This window comes from Nocardia sp. CA-145437, from assembly GCF_050956485.1.
GTDB lineage: Bacteria > Actinomycetota > Actinomycetes > Mycobacteriales > Mycobacteriaceae > Nocardia.
The window spans coordinates 5670120-5684501 of record NZ_CP191204.1; the positions used below are offsets into that span (position 1 = coordinate 5670120).

Annotated in this window: 15 protein-coding genes and 1 tRNA gene; 8 read left to right on the forward strand and 8 right to left on the reverse strand. The window is 68.7% G+C overall.

All coding sequences use genetic code 11. The annotated features are described in order from the left end of the window. Positions 1 to 84: 84 nt before the first annotated feature. A tRNA-Ala gene (locus ACQPYY_RS26365) sits at positions 85 to 157 on the reverse strand. 129 nt (positions 158 to 286) lie between these two features. Here ACQPYY_RS26365 and ACQPYY_RS26370 point away from each other — a divergent pair. Continuing rightward, positions 287 to 2044 carry a DUF222 domain-containing protein gene (locus ACQPYY_RS26370; protein ID WP_433591399.1) on the forward strand — a complete coding sequence of 586 codons (1758 nt, stop codon included), beginning with the start codon at positions 287 to 289 and terminating at the stop codon, positions 2042 to 2044. 198 nt (positions 2045 to 2242) lie between these two features. Here the strand turns inward: ACQPYY_RS26370 and ACQPYY_RS26375 are convergent, their stop codons facing one another. From ACQPYY_RS26375 to crcB (ACQPYY_RS26400), 6 genes are all read right to left on the reverse strand, one after another. Continuing rightward, entirely contained in the window at positions 2243 to 2983 is a 741-nt protein-coding gene (locus tag ACQPYY_RS26375) for a DsbA family protein (protein ID WP_379094578.1), read from the reverse strand. Between the two features lie 44 nt (positions 2984 to 3027). After that, positions 3028 to 4245, reverse strand: a complete 1218-nt coding sequence (locus tag ACQPYY_RS26380; RefSeq protein WP_433591400.1) for an MFS transporter — start codon at positions 4243 to 4245, stop codon at positions 3028 to 3030. Positions 4246 to 4352: 107 nt separating this feature from the next. Then, positions 4353 to 5993, reverse strand: a complete 1641-nt coding sequence (pgm, locus tag ACQPYY_RS26385) for a phosphoglucomutase (alpha-D-glucose-1,6-bisphosphate-dependent) (protein ID WP_379094574.1) — start codon at positions 5991 to 5993, stop codon at positions 4353 to 4355. A 47-nt stretch (positions 5994 to 6040) separates the two neighbouring features. Beyond that, entirely contained in the window at positions 6041 to 6403 is a 363-nt protein-coding gene (crcB, locus tag ACQPYY_RS26390) for a fluoride efflux transporter CrcB (RefSeq protein WP_433591401.1), read from the reverse strand. Further along, positions 6400 to 6759 (reverse strand): DUF190 domain-containing protein, encoded by a 360-nt coding sequence (locus ACQPYY_RS26395; RefSeq protein ID WP_379094571.1) that lies wholly within the window; start codon positions 6757 to 6759, stop codon positions 6400 to 6402. Before ACQPYY_RS26395 ends, crcB (ACQPYY_RS26390) begins: the two co-directional genes overlap by 4 nt. After that, the gene (gene crcB / locus ACQPYY_RS26400; RefSeq protein WP_379094569.1) at positions 6756 to 7184 is read right to left on the reverse strand and encodes a fluoride efflux transporter CrcB; all 429 of its coding nucleotides are present in this window, start codon (positions 7182 to 7184) and stop codon (positions 6756 to 6758) included. Before crcB (ACQPYY_RS26400) ends, ACQPYY_RS26395 begins: the two co-directional genes overlap by 4 nt. 130 nt (positions 7185 to 7314) lie before the next feature. On the opposite strand from crcB (ACQPYY_RS26400), the gene ACQPYY_RS26405 reads away from it, so the two are divergent. After that, complete coding sequence (locus tag ACQPYY_RS26405) at positions 7315 to 7497, forward strand: hypothetical protein (protein WP_433591402.1); 183 nt, start codon at positions 7315 to 7317, stop codon at positions 7495 to 7497. Positions 7498 to 7736: 239 nt separating this feature from the next. Here the strand turns inward: ACQPYY_RS26405 and ACQPYY_RS26410 are convergent, their stop codons facing one another. Then, entirely contained in the window at positions 7737 to 9245 is a 1509-nt protein-coding gene (locus ACQPYY_RS26410) for an MFS transporter (protein WP_433591403.1), read from the reverse strand. A gap of 117 nt (positions 9246 to 9362) precedes the next feature. Between ACQPYY_RS26410 and ACQPYY_RS26415 the strand changes: the two genes are divergently transcribed. The 6 genes from ACQPYY_RS26415 (at position 9363) to mscL (ending at position 14327) form a co-directional block, all read left to right on the forward strand. Then, on the forward strand, positions 9363 to 10037 hold the full coding sequence (locus ACQPYY_RS26415; RefSeq protein WP_357278890.1) for a TetR/AcrR family transcriptional regulator: 675 nt from the start codon (positions 9363 to 9365) through the stop codon (positions 10035 to 10037). 33 nt (positions 10038 to 10070) lie between these two features. Next, entirely contained in the window at positions 10071 to 11369 is a 1299-nt protein-coding gene (locus ACQPYY_RS26420) for a D-arabinono-1,4-lactone oxidase (RefSeq protein ID WP_433591404.1), read from the forward strand. A gap of 88 nt (positions 11370 to 11457) precedes the next feature. Next, entirely contained in the window at positions 11458 to 11694 is a 237-nt protein-coding gene (locus tag ACQPYY_RS26425; RefSeq protein ID WP_379094560.1) for a hypothetical protein, read from the forward strand. A gap of 10 nt (positions 11695 to 11704) precedes the next feature. Next, the gene (locus ACQPYY_RS26430) at positions 11705 to 12091 is read left to right on the forward strand and encodes a hypothetical protein (protein ID WP_379094558.1); all 387 of its coding nucleotides are present in this window, start codon (positions 11705 to 11707) and stop codon (positions 12089 to 12091) included. Positions 12092 to 12194: 103 nt separating this feature from the next. Further along, positions 12195 to 13775, forward strand: coding sequence for a BCCT family transporter (locus ACQPYY_RS26435; protein ID WP_433591405.1), 1581 nt, complete (start codon positions 12195 to 12197; stop codon positions 13773 to 13775). 159 nt (positions 13776 to 13934) lie between these two features. Beyond that, a complete protein-coding gene (gene mscL / locus ACQPYY_RS26440; protein ID WP_379094554.1) occupies positions 13935 to 14327 on the forward strand; it encodes a large conductance mechanosensitive channel protein MscL in 393 nt (130 codons plus the stop codon). Positions 14328 to 14382 lie beyond the last annotated feature (55 nt).

Consider the following 14382-nt stretch of genomic DNA (forward strand, 5'->3'; position numbering starts at 1 on the left):
CGCGCCTACCCGCATCGGCGCGAGGACTCAGAATACGGGGCAAATACAGAAAGACCCGGTCCTGATGGACCGGGTCTTTCGAAGTGGAGCTAAGGGGACTCGAACCCCTGACCCCCACACTGCCAGTGTGGTGCGCTACCAGCTGCGCCATAGCCCCGTATTCACTTCTCTGCCAGCCGGGCGTTGCCCCGCTTGCTTGAACGAAGTTACACGACCGATGCGGAACAAACCAAATCGCCTGCACAGAGGCTGGCGGTGACGATCATCGGGAGGTAGTCTCGAACGCATGTTCGATAGCCGAGAGGTGGAGGCGATGGGCGAGGACGAGCTGGTCGACGCGCTGCGGCGAGCACACGGGGCGGCGGCGTTCGCACAGGCGGCGGAAATCACAGCGGTGCGGGAGGTGTATCGCCGCCATCGGGCCGCGAACGCCGCACCGGGCGCCGGCGGGGTGCGGGCCGGGGAGTTCGCGGCGGCGGAGATCGCGGTAGCGGTGCAGGTGCCGGAGGGGGTGGCGGCGGCGCTCATCGACATCGGGCTCGCGCTGGACTCGCTACCCCAGACCAAACTGGCGTTCGCGGCGGGACGGATCGATCTGTCCCGGGTGCAGGTGATCACGGACTGCCTGCGGGGGATGCCGCGGGAAATACGAGAAGTCCTGGAGCCCAAGCTGATCGACGCGGCGCTACGGTCCGACCCGGTCCGGTTGCGGCAGACCGCGCAGCGCTGGGTGACGCGGCTCGATCCCGACGGCGAGACGCGGCGGCGTGAGGCCCGGGAACAGGATCGCGACGTCCGGATTCGCGCGGTGCAGGACGGGATGGCCGTATTCGACGGGCTGCTGCCCGCCGCGGGAGCGCAGGCGCTCGCCATGCGGCTGCGGGAGATGAGCCTGCAAGTGTGCGAGGACGATCCGCGCACCATGTCCCAGCGCCGGGCCGATGCCCTCATCGCCCTCGCCGACGGCTCGGGCCGCCTGTTCTGCGAATGCGGCAAGGAACTCGACTGCCCCAAGGCCGGCACCCCCACCACGCCTCGCCGTCCACTCATCCAGGTCGGCGTGTCCGCCGAAACCCTCCTCGGCCTGCGCGACGATCCCGCCTTCCTCTCCGGCTACGGACCCATCGACGCCGCCCTGGCCCGCTCGCTCGCCGAACACGCCCGGTTCCAGGTCATCCCCGAGTACTTCCCGGAGGACGCCACTCCGGGCCCGAGCGAGGACGACGCCCCTTCGCACCCTGAGAAGAGCGCTTCGGAGACAAAGGAATCCGTGATCGCCGGCGGCATTCCGAGCCCGCGCCGGACCCGGCGGACGCGAATCGCCGCCGAAGCCCCCTGGGAGCGAGCCGCCGCCGCCCACCTCCGCGAGCGTCGCGTGCAGGACGACACCCCGACCGCACCCCGGGTGGATCGCGGCCGCCTCACCACCGATGGTCCCGCCACCACCGACAGCCCTGCCGCCCAGGAACGGCCCGCCCGGCCCACCGAACCGGCTCCCCCGGCCGCACCACGGCGCACACGCGCCAAAGTCGCCGCGGTGCGCCCCTTCTCGAACGCCCCGGCCCGCGAGGTGCGCGCCCTCGACGGATTCTGCCGTTTCCCCGGCTGCACCATGCCCGCGGCCGAAACCTCACTCATCCAGTTCGGCCCGCTCCCCCACCTCCCCGCGCAACCGAACTCCGGCTACCGCGCCGTGCTCTGCACCCATCACAACCGCCTGAAGTCCCTGGCGGACAAGGGAAAACACCCGTGGCGCGTCTTCCTGGCCGACACCGACCGCATGCGCTGGATCGACCCGAGCGGTGAAACCCACGAAACCATCCGTGAGGGCGCCCGCTACCTCTTCCCCCACACCGACATAGACGCCCCCGCCAGGCCGCCTCATCTCCGCCCGGTCCCCACCGAACCCGCCACGGCCGGAAGTTATTTCACCACCGACCTGGCCTACCCGCTCGAATCCCATGTCCTGATCCACCCCCAGTTGTCCCGCACCACCGCCGACAACGACATCCCCGAATCCCCCTCCCACCCGGTCCCCCACTGACCGTCCACCCCCGAACCAAGGGACCGAGCCCCCGGCTCGGCCCCCTGCCCGGGGTGCGGCTCACAGTCCCCGTTCCCTCGATGGGCCGCACCCCACCCAATCGCAGTGGATGCCACCGCATGAGACAGGCCGGGCAGCCGACTCGCAGGAGTCGCTGCCCGGCCTGAACCGGTTATTCGAAGACCGCTGTTCCGCAGCCTATTTCGTGGCGCTGAGGACCCAGTCCGCGTTGCCGCGGTCGACCTTCTTGCCGTCGAGGAAGACCGACGGGGTGGCCGCCGGGCCGTTCAGAGCGTCACCGAGCGCCTTCAGGGCAGCGGTGGCGTGGGCCCGGGCGGTGTCGGCGCGGTCGCCGGAGGTGATGCACTTGGCGACGGAGTCGCTCGCGCCCGCTTCCTTGGCGATGGCGGCGAGTTCCTTGTTGTCGTGGTCGGAGCCGCCTTCGGAGGGCTGCTTCGTGGTGAAGAGCAGTTCGTGGAACTTGGCGTACACCGGGCCGTTCCCGTCCTGCGCCACGCATTCGTTGGCGGCGACGGCGCGGGTGGAGTAGTCCTTGCTGCCCGAGCGGGAGTCGAGGAAGTTCACCAGCCGGTACCGCACCGCGATCTTGCCCTCGTCGACCTGCTGGGCGATCTCCTGGCCGTTGACCTTCTCCATCTGGCCGCACGCCGGGCACAGCGGATCCTCATAGATGTCAAGGGTTTTCGCCACCTTGGGCTTCCCCAGCACGATGGCCCCGTCGGAGTCCAGCGCCACCTCCACGGCCGGATCGTGCGCCGACCCGTACCCGTCGTTGCGCACCGCGTCCCCGCCACCGCGGTTCCACTGGAACACCGCGAACACGATCAGCACGATCACCACCACCGCCACCCCGGCCAGCGCATAGGTGGTCTTGCTCGACACCGGCCGCGGCGTGTGCTTCGAAGTCGGATTGCTCACCCGCACCACTCTGCCCGACACCCCCACCCCACCGATACCCGCCCCTAACGGTCGACGGCGAGCGCGGCTTCCTTGCGGCGCAGGGTCTCGGGCACGACCAGCCAGACCGCGGAGGCGGAGGCGAGGAGGACGCCGGTGACGCCGAGCGCCACACCGTAGGAGACGCGGTCGGCGAGCAGGCCGATGGCGTACGGGCCGAGGAAGGTGCCGAGGTCGGCGGACATCTGATAGCCGGCGAGGACCGGGCCGCCGCGGCGGCCGGGGCCGATGATGTCGGCGACCGCCGCCTGCAAAGCGGGGGTGAACATGCCCGAGCCGATGCCGGCGAGGGCGGAGGCGGCGAGGAGCCAGGGCAGGGTCGAGGCGAGGCCGATGCCTGCGGTGCCGACGGCGCAGACCAGGGTGCCCGCGGTGAGGAAGGGTTTGCGGCCCAGGGTGTCCGACCAGCGGCCGGAGAGGAACAGGACCGAGGCGTTGCCGAGGGCGAACGCGGTGAGGGCGACGCCTGCCAGGGCGGCATCCTGTTTCAGGACCTCTACGACGATCAGGGGGACCAGGGCCATGCGGACGCCGAATACCGCTGCGCCATTGCCGAAGTTGGCCCAGAGGGCGGCTCGGTAGGCGGGGCGGGCGGCGGCTTCGCGGAAGGACATGGTGGGGGCCCCGTCGGTCTTCTCCGGGAGGGCCAAGGGGGAATCGCGGAGGGCCACATAGACGATGAGGCTGGCGATCAGGAGGGCTACGCAGTAGATCAGGAAGGGGGCGCGCAGGCCCAGGAAGGACAGGGCGCCGCCGACCAGCGGGCCGCTGATGGAGCCGATGAGGAAGCTGGTGGAGTAGACGCCGGAGACGCGGCCGCGTTCGGCGGGCGGGGACATGCGGATGACCAGGCCCAGGGAGGACACCGTGAACATGGTGGATCCGATGCCGCCCAGGGAACGCAGAACCAGGAGCTGCCAATAGCTTTGGGCGAGGGCGCACGCGCCGGTGGAGACCGCGACGATGAGCAGGCCGGTCAGGTAGACCGGGCGCTCGCCCAGTTTCTGCAACAGCCGCCCGGCCATGGGGGCGAAGATCAAGCGCATCAACGCGAACGCGCTCACGATGAACGAGGCCGCCGCCACGCCGACATCGAAGCTCCGCGCGAACTGCGGCAGGGCGGGTGCGACCAAACCGAACCCGATGGCGATGGTGAAGGCCGAGCCCACCAGCACCCAGATCTCCACGGGCAGCCGCCGCCGCGTCTCCAGCACGTCACTCACCGGTCGACACCTCGCGCTGACCTAGTCGCGCTATCGCCCCGGCACACCGCGACAACTCCACCACACACACCGATCCACTCATTCCGAACATCCGGCCGAACGCCGCACTACCCACCGGACAACGCGTGTCCGACGATCTCCTCCGCGGCCGCCTGCACCTGTACGAGGTGCTCGGGGCCCTCGAAGGATTCGGCGTAGATCTTGTACTTGTCCTCGGTCCCGGAGGGCCGGGCCGCGAACCACGCGTTCTCGGTGGTGATCTTGAGCCCGCCCAGGGCCGCGCCATTGCCGCGGGCACGGGTCTGGATACCGGTGATGGGTTCGCCGGCGATTTCGGTCGCGGTGATCATGTCCGGCGTCAACGCCGCGAGGCGGGTCTTCTGTTCCGCGGTGGCGGTGGCGTCGACGCGGGCGTAGGCGGGTGAGCCGTAGCGCTTCTCGAGTTCGGTGTAGCGGGTGGACGGGCTCTGCCCGGTGACGGCGGTGATCTCCGCGGCCAGCAGGGCCAGCAGGATGCCGTCCTTGTCGGTGGTCCAGACGGTGCCGTCCATGCGCAGGAACGAGGCGCCCGCGGACTCCTCGCCGCCGAAAGCGAGGCTGCCGCTGAACAATCCGGGCACGAACCATTTGAACCCGACCGGCACCTCGTACACGTCGCGCCCCAGCACGCCGACCACCCGGTCGATCATGGAGGACGTCACCACGGTCTTGCCGATCTTGGTCAGTGCGTCCCACCCCATCCGGTTGGCGATCATGTATTCGATCGCCACCGCCAGGTAGTGGTTCGGATTCATCAGTCCCGCATCGGGAGTCACGATCCCGTGCCGGTCCGCGTCCGCGTCATTGCCGGTCGAAATGTCGTAATCGTCGCGAATCGCCACGAGTGAGGCCATGGCGTAGCGCGAGGACGGATCCATCCGGATCCGCCCGTCGGCGTCCAGCGTCATGAACCGCCACGTCGGGTCGACGAACGGGTTGACCACCTCGAGCTCGAGGTCGTAGCGCTGCCCGATCTCCTCCCAGTAGTCCACGGAGGCCCCGCCCATGGGATCCGCGCCCAGCCGAATCCCGGCGCCGCGAATGGCGTCCAGGTTCAGCACGTTGGGTAGGTCCGAGATGTAGCGGTCCAGATAGTCGTAGCGCTCCACGTTGGTGGCCAGCGCGTGCGCCAGCGAGGTGCGCCTGACCTCGGAGAGCCCGGTGCGCAGCAGCTCGTTGGCGCGGGCGGCGATGGCGTCGGTGGCGATGGTGTCGGCCGGGCCGCCGTGCGGCGGGTTGTATTTGAAGCCGCCGTCGCGGGGCGGATTGTGCGAGGGCGTCACCACGATGCCGTCGGCCTGATGCCGGGTGCCGCCCCGATTGTGGCGCAGCACGGCGTGGCTCAAAGCCGGTGTGGGCGTGTACCTGTCGCGGGCGTCGATGACCGCGGTGACATCGTTGGCGGCGAGCACCTCCAGGGCGGTGGTCCAGGCGGGCTCGGACAGCGCGTGCGTGTCCCGCGCCAGATACACCGGCCCGGTGATGCCGCGCGAGGCCCGGTATTCCACGATGGCCTGCGTGATGGCCAGGATGTGCGCCTCGTTGAACGCGCAGTCCAGGCTGGATCCGCGATGCCCGGAGGTGCCGAAGGAGACCAGCTGCGCGGGATCGGCCGGATCCGGGATGCGGCTGTAGTAGGCGGTCACCAGGTGCGCGATGTCCTCGAGGTCCGTGGCCCGCGCCGGTCGTCCGGCTCGATCGTGGGCCATGCCCGCACCTCCCTTCCGTATCGCCTGCGCCCGGCTGGTCATCAGGATCACGGCCGTACCCACTGCCCGAGTTGGACACCGAGGTAGGCCGCGGCCAGGCTCGCGCCGACGCCGATCACGACGTTCGCCACCGCATAGCTGTAAGCGCCCTCCTCGGCCAATCGAACCGTTTCGTATCCGAACGTACTGAACGTGGTCAGTGCGCCGCAGAAGCCCGTTCCCGCGGCCGCGAAGAGCCAATGGTTTGCCCCCGCACCGATCAACGCGCCCAGCAAGGCCGAACCGCCCATGTTCACCGTCAGTGTGCCCAGGGGGAGAACACTATCGAATCGAAGGGCCAACGCGCGATCCACCAGATATCGGACGGGCGCACCGAGCAGCGCGCCGAGGATAACCGCCAGCGCGGTCACCGCCGCACCCCGTCGAAGAGGTCGACGGGCGAGAGCGCGACGGTCAGCGAATCCAGCAGGTCCGCATTGGTTTCCACGAAAGAACGCAACCGGTCGGTGTCATCGATGATCATCACCATCACCGGCAGCCGTTCGGCCAGATCGAGCAGCCGGGTGGTGTGGATCTGGGAGGAAACCCCGTACCCCTCGACGCCGCGCCACACGCTCGCCCCGGCCAATCCGGCATCCCGGGCACGCCGCACGATCTCGTGATAGCGGGGGCGATGCCGATAGGTGTCGTCCTCGCCGAGCAGCACCGTCAGCCGCGACGCCGGTATCCACCGCCCGACCGCGTCGGTGTCGGACTCCGTGCTCATCGTCCTGCCCCCAATCGTCGCGCCGTTCCCGATATCCATCGTGTCGCACCCACGCCCAGCACGACCGCGATCAGCCCGGTCACCACCGTCCCCCCGAGGTAGCCGAGCCCGTAGCCGATTCGGCCCGATTCGAGCAGTGTACGAACTTCCCCGGCGTATGTGGACATGGTGGTGAATCCGCCCAGTACACCGACCCCGAGGAACGGCCGCAGCAGCCGGTGCGCCGCCCAGATCTCGGTGATGCAGACCATGAGTACCCCGATGAGCAAGCAACCGATCACGTTGACCGCCAAGGTGTGCCAGGGGATCGCACCGCGCTGCGGCAGCAGCACGCTCACCCCGTAGCGCGCCTCCGCCCCGATCGCGCCTCCCAGGGCGATGACGCCGAGCAGGGCGACGTCGACGCCCGCGGTGTTCGCCGCCATCACCCTCCCTTCGATCTGCCTGGCCCAATCGCCGCTGTCTGGCGTGTTGCTGAGCCTGAACAACAGCCCGGAACTGCGAGGATAGTGCGGCTTGCCCGGTGTTGTCCCATCGGCCTCGAGGAGAGCCAAGTTGGCGGTGCGCCAGCCGATCAGAAATATGCTGGTCCAGAGCTTCGGAATCGCGACGGTCCCGGTGGCCGTCATGGCGGCCGCGCCCGCGGCGCACGCCGGGGCGATCTTCCCCCTCCGCGATCCGGACGGGTTCTACTACGCCGCAGGGAATCTCGACGCCGCTCGGAACGGCCCGTGCTGAACTCCCGCCAGGTGCCCGCTCACCCGTTCCCCGGGGCGTCATCCCGGGCGCGGACCACGGCACCGCCATCTTCCCCGGCACGCTCAACGCCATGAACTATCTGTCCGACCGGTTCGCGGGCCTGGCCCCGCCCTCCAACTGCCGCTGATCGCGGTGAGAAGGAAAACGAAGCGGCCCCGCTCGGATCGGCGAGCGGGGCCGCTTTCATGGTCGGACCACGGTGTCCAGGGGTTCGGATCTCAGTGCGCGAGAACGGGTTCGCCCTCGGCCGGGACCGGTACCTTGTTCGGCATGATCAGCCCGGTGACCACCGCGCCGACCACGAAGATCGCGGCGGCCCACCAGAAGGTGGTGGTGTAGCTCTGCACCGCGGCCTCGGCCAGCACCCGCGGCGACGGCGGAACGTGCCCGGCCACATAGTCGTCGAACGAGGTCGCGGCCAGCGTGCTCAGCAGCGCGGTGCCGATCGAGCCGCCCACCTGCTGGCTGGTGTTCACCATGGCCGAGGCGACGCCGGCGTCGGCGTGCTCCACGCCCGCGGTCGCACCGCTGAACGCGGTGGACATCGCCATACCCAGACCCAGGCCCATCAGCAGCAGGCTCGGCAGGATGTGGCTCGCGTATCCAGTGTCCACGCCGATGCGGGTCAGCAGCGCCATTCCCAGTGTGGCGAGCAGGAATCCGGTCACCACGGTCACCTTCGGACCCACCCGCGGGATGAGCAGTGCGGGCACGGTGGTGGAGGCGGCGACCATGCCGGCGACCATCGGCAGGAACGCGACGCCGGTGCGGATCGGCGAGTACCCCAGCTGCTGCTGCATGTAGTAGGTGAGGAACAGGAACATGGCGAACATGCCGATGCCGATGGTGAACACGGCGACGTAGGACGCGCCGCGGGTGCGGTCCAGCACCACGCGCAGCGGCAGCAGCGGGTGCGCGACGCGCTGTTCCAGCCACACGAACAGGCCCAGCAGCGCGACGCCGCCGATCAGGAAGGCCAGGGTGACGCCGTTGGTCCAGCCGTCGGATTCGGCGTGCGAGAAGCCGTAGACGATGCCGAACAGCGCGGCGGTCACGGTGACGGTGCCGGGCAGGTCCAGCTTGGGGCGGGTGGTGGCGGTGTGCTTGGCCAGCAGCAGGATCGCGCCGACCAGCGCGACGGCCGCGAAGACCAGGTTCACGTACATCACCCAGCGCCACGAGGCCCATTCGGTGAGCGCGCCGCCCAGCAGCAGGCCGAGCGCGCCGCCCGCGCCCGCGATGGCGCCGAAGATGCCGAAGGCCTTCGCTCGCTCGGCGGGTTCGGTGAAGGTGACGGTCAGCAGCGAGAGCGCGGCGGGTGCGAGCAGCGCGGCGAACACGCCCTGCGCGACGCGGGAGCCGACCAGCACCTCGAAGTTGCCGGCCGCGCCGCCGACCGCGGAGGCGACCGCGAAGCCGATCAGGCCGGTGATGAAGGTGGTGCGGCGGCCGAACAGGTCGGAGAGCCGTCCGCCGAGCAGCAGCAGCGAGCCGAAGGCCAGCGCGTAGCCGGTGATGACCCACTGCCGGTCGCCGTTGGAGAAGCCGAGATCGGCCTGCGCGTGCGGGAGCGCGATGTTCACGACGGTCGCGTCGAGCACGACCATCAGCTGGGCGACGCCGAGTACGGCGAGCACCCACCAGCGCAGGGCGTGCGATCCGCGCCGCCCTGCCTTGTCCTCGGTCGCAGCCGGGGCTGTGACGTCTTTCTCGAGCGCTGTAGTCATGGTTGGTGTCCTCGTCCCCTAGACTTAGTGGAGAAACCATCTCCGCTTACCGATCAAGCTATCAGCTAAACGGAGATAACTCCTCCGGATAATCCCGATTGCTGATAGGATTAGCCTGTGAATCACGTCACCACCGCGCCCCCACCTCGGCGTCTGCGCGCGGACGCCGCCCGCAATCAGCAGCGCATCATCGCGGCCGCCCGCGAGCTGTTCGCCGATCGCGGGCTGGACGTCACCCTCGACGATGTGGCCGAGCGGGCGGGCGTCGGCGTCGGCACGGTCTACCGCCGCTTCGCCAACAAGCAGGAGCTCATCTCCGAGGTCTTCGACCAGATGGTCACCGAACTGGCCGAGGCCGTGAACGTGGCGCTGCACCACCCGGATCCCTGGGAGGGCCTGACCGACCTGTTCGAGTACTCCTGCCGCCACGTCGCCGCCAACCGGGGCTTCAGCGAGGTGATCCTGGAATTGCACGACAGCATGGAACGCTTCGTGTGCATGAAGGATCAGATCCGGCCCGGCATGCAGGCGGTCATCGCGCGCGCCAAGGACGCGGGCGTACTGCAGCCCGATATCGAACCGGCCGACTTCTTCGCCATGGTGAACATGGTCGACGGCATCGCGGGCTTCGCGCGGCCGGTCAATCCCGAAGTGTGGGAGCGCTACATGGCGGTGATCCTCAATGGCGTGCGCGGCGACAGCGTGCCTCGCCTGCCGCTCACGCAGCGTCCACTGTCCGAGGACGAGGTCGAGCGCGCGAAGGCCGCCGCCTTCAACCCGCGCAAACGGTAGCGCGCATCACACTCGCGGTTTAAAGTTGGTCGCATGACCAACTCTTGGGTGAACTGGGCCGGGGATCAGAGCTGTACCCCGGCGTCCATCGCCGAACCGAGCTCGCCCGAGGACGTCGCGGCAGTACTCGCTCAGGCCGAAGCGAACGGCCACACCGTCCGGGTCGCCGGATCCGGGCACTCCTTCACCGAGACCGTGCTCACCGACGGCACGCTCATGCGGCTGAACCAGCTCGACAAGATCCTGCACGTGGACCGCGCCACCGGCCTGGTCCGCGCCGAGGCCGGCATCACCCTCAACGCCGCCAGCAACGCGTTGCACCCGCTGGGCCTGGCCTTCCCCAACCTCGGTGACATCGACGTGCAGTCGATCGCCGGCGCCACCGCGACCGGTACCCACGGGACCGGATCCAAGCTGCAGAACCTCTCCGCCGCACTGCATTCGGTGGAGCTCATGCTGGCCGACGGCAGCCGGGTCGAGCTCAACGAGCAGACCGATCCCGACGGCTGGCGCGCCGCACGCGTGAACGTCGGTGCGCTGGGCGTCGTCACGGCCGTGACGCTGCAGATGGTGCCGTCGTTCGTGCTCGAGGGCATCGAGCGGCCGATCCCGGTCGAGGACGTGCTGGCCGATCTGGACAGCTACGTCGAGGACAACGAGCACTTCGAGTTCTACATGTTCGCCCACAGCCCGCTGGCCATGACCAAGCGCAACAACCGGGTCCAGCTCCCGGAGCAACCGCGCGGCAAGGCCATGGACTGGTTCTCCGACATCCTCATGACCAACTACACCTTCGACGCGCTGTGCAAACTCACCCGGTGGCGCCCGAGCCTGATCCCGATGGTCCAGCGCAGCGCGGCCTACGCGGGCAGCTACCGCCGCCAGGTCGAACGCTCCTACCGGGTCTTCGCCAGCCCCCGGCTGTTCCGCTTCACCGAGATGGAATACGCCATCCCGCGCGAGCATTCGGTCGATGCCATCCGCGAGATCAAGGAGGTGGCCAAGCATTTCGACACCCCGATGCCGATCGAGGTGCGCTGGGTCGCCCCCGATGACGCCTTCCTGTCCCCCGCGGGCGGCCGCGAGACCTGCTACATCGCGGTCCACCAGTACGAGGGCATGAACTACGAGCCGTATTTCCGCGCCTGCGAACGCGTTTTCGACCGCTACAACGGCCGCCCGCACTGGGGCAAGCGGCACTTCCAGACCGCCGAGACGCTGCGTGAGCGCTACCCGGAGTGGGACCGCTTCGCCGAGGTGCGCGGCCGCTTCGACCCCAAGGGCCGGTTCACCAACGCCTACATCGAACGCGTCCTGGGCCCCGTGAACTGAGTCCGCGCGAGGGTAGGACAAACCGACTAGTATCGGTTGCTGAAAGATCGCTGCTCTTCCGGGCGTGACCACCCACGTAGGAGGTTCGATGACTTCTTTCAGCGACGGCAACGAGGCGGGCCAGCAGGCCGAGGGCACGGCCCAGAATCTGGGCGGCAAAGCGCAGGAGGCCTTCAAGGGCGGAGCCGAGGACGCCAGGGAATGGGTCGAGAAGGCGGGCTACGAGGTCAAGGAGTGGGCCGAGAAGGCCGGTGACGAAGTCAAGGAATGGGCGGGCGGCCTGACCGACAAGGTCAAGGGGATGTTCGACCGCGGATCGAAGTAGGGGTTCGACCATGCCGACCAATGACGACGATCTCGGCGACGGCGCTTCGAAGTTCGAGGACGCGACCGAACGCCTGGCAGACGACCTGCGCACCACCGCCGACGACCTGACCACCGATCTCGGGGTCACCGCCGCCGACCTGCGCGAGCGGGCCGGGGCGGTGACCGGGCAGCTGGCCGAACGGGCCAGCGGCGCCGCCGCCGAACTGGCCGATCGAGCTCAGACCGCGGCCGCCGACCTCGCCGATATGGCGAAGTCCTTCGCCGACAAGATCACTCCCGAGGACCTCCAGGTCACCCTCGAACAGGTGCGGGCCAACCTCGACCACGCCGCACAGGACGTGCTGGCGGCAGTCAACGAAATCGTCACCGCGCTGAAGAACAGGGCCGGAAAGTAGTTCAGCCAACCCCGGTTCCGGACCACACGGCCCGGAACCGGGGTTGTTCGCATGTGTTCGGCAGGTAGATCGCAGCAGACGACGACCGCAGGGGGCACGCCACGTGAGCACGACCCGCCATACCTCGACCGAGACGGTTCCGGCCCATCATCGAGTGGCGGTGGCTCCCCGGGTGTTCTGGCCCTCCGCCATCGTGGTGACCGCCTTCACCGTGTACGCCATCGTCTTCCGCGACACCGCGGCCCGGCAGGCGAAAGCGCTGCAGGACAATGTGATCGGCGGCTTCGGCTGGTACTACATCCTGATCGTCAGCCTGTTCGTGGTGTTCGCGATCTGGCTGGGACTGGGCCGGTTCGGCGACATCACCCTGGGCGAGGACGGCGAGAAGGCCGAATACTCCATCGGCGCTTGGCTTTCCATGCTGTTCGCGGCGGGCATGGGGATCGGCCTGGTGTTCTGGGGCGTGGCCGAGCCGCTGTTCCACTACGAGGACCCGCGCCCCGGGGTCGGGTCCACCCCGGCGCAGCGCGCGGATTCGGCCATGGTGCAGACGTTCCTGCACTGGGGCATCCACCCGTGGGCCATCTACGTGGTGGTGGGGCTGGCCATCGCGTACTCGATCCACCGCAAGGGCAGGCCGGTGTCGATCCGCTGGTCGCTGGAATCGATCGCGGGCGACAAGGTCCGGGGCTGGCGCGGGGATCTCATCGACGTGGTGGCGGTGATCGGCACCGTGTTCGGCGTCGCGACCTCCCTCGGGCTGGGCGTGCTGCAGATCTCGGCCGGGCTGAATCATCAGGGCTGGCTGCACGAACCGGGCAAGGGCTTGCAGGTGACGCTGGTCGTGGCGGTCACCGCGCTGGCCACGGTGTCGGTGGTGACGGGCGTGGACAAGGGCATCAAGCTGCTGTCCCAGCTCAATATGGGTGTGGCGGGCGCGCTGATGCTGTTCGTGCTGATCGTCGGGCCGACGCTGTTCATCGTCAACGATCTGGTGCAGAACCTGGGCCAGTACCTGCAGTCGCTGCCCCGGATCAGCATGTACACCGGCGCGACCGAAGGCCCCACCGGGACGGCCTGGACCCAGCAGTGGACTGTTTTCTATTGGGGCTGGTGGATCTCCTGGGCCCCGTTCGTGGGCGTGTTCATCGCGCGCATCTCGCGCGGGCGCACGGTGCGGGAGTTCGTGGCCGGGGTGCTGCTGGTGCCGACGCTGCTGACCTTCGTGTGGTTCGCGGTGTTCGGCGGGGCGGGCCTGCACCGCGAGATGTTCGGCGGCGGCGGGCTGGTCGGTCCGGACGGACCCGATCGCGACAGCGCGCTGTTCGAGCTGCTGCAGACGCTGCCGGGCGGATCGATCACGGCGGGGCTGGCGATCCTGGTGATCGTGCTGTTCTTCGTCACCTCCGCGGATTCGGGGGCGCTGGTGGTGAACATGCTGTCCTCGGGCGGCAATCCGGAGCCGCCGACCTGGAGTCGCGCGTTCTGGACCACCGCACAGGGTGCGGTGGCGGCCGCGCTGCTGGTGGCGAGCGGCACCGGCACGGCCGCGCTGACCACCTTGCAGACGGTGGCGATCCTGATCGCGTTGCCGTTCAGCGTGGTGTTGCTGGCCATGTGCGTGGCGTTGGTGAAGACCTTCCGGGCCGATGCCGCGAGCTCGAAGCCGGGTCGCGGGCGCTGATTCGGACCCTCCGGTTTGCCAAATGTGTGCCAGCACCCTTCCGGCGATCGGGGTGACGCGCGTCAAGGGGGTGTGCCGTGTCCACACGAGGCTCCGACCAGCATCTAAACTCCCATCCAGAACATAACGAAAACGTCTCGGATTGGAACTGCGCGCATCATGCTCAAGGGCTTCAAAGACTTCCTGATGAGGGGCAATGTCATCGATCTCGCGGTGGCGGTGGTCATGGGCACCGCCTTCACCGCCATCGTCACCTCGGTGACCAAGGGCGTGATCGAGCCGCTGCTCGCCACCCTCGGCGGCAACAAGGAGTTCGGTCTGGGCTTCCAGCTACTGGCCGACAAGCCGTCGACCTTCGTCGCCCTCGGGCCGATCATCAGCGCGGGCATCAACTTCCTGTGCGTCGCGGCGGTGCTCTACTTCGTGCTCATCCTGCCGATGAACACCATCAAGAGCCGTTTCGCGAAGGCCGAGGAGGAGAAGGTCGCGACCGAGCTGGAACTGCTCACCGAGATCCGCGACCTGCTCGCCAAGCAGAACGCGAGCCGGTAGTTCCCCACCGTCGGGCCACGGTTCCGCCGAGCGCCTCGACTAGGCTTAGCCAGGT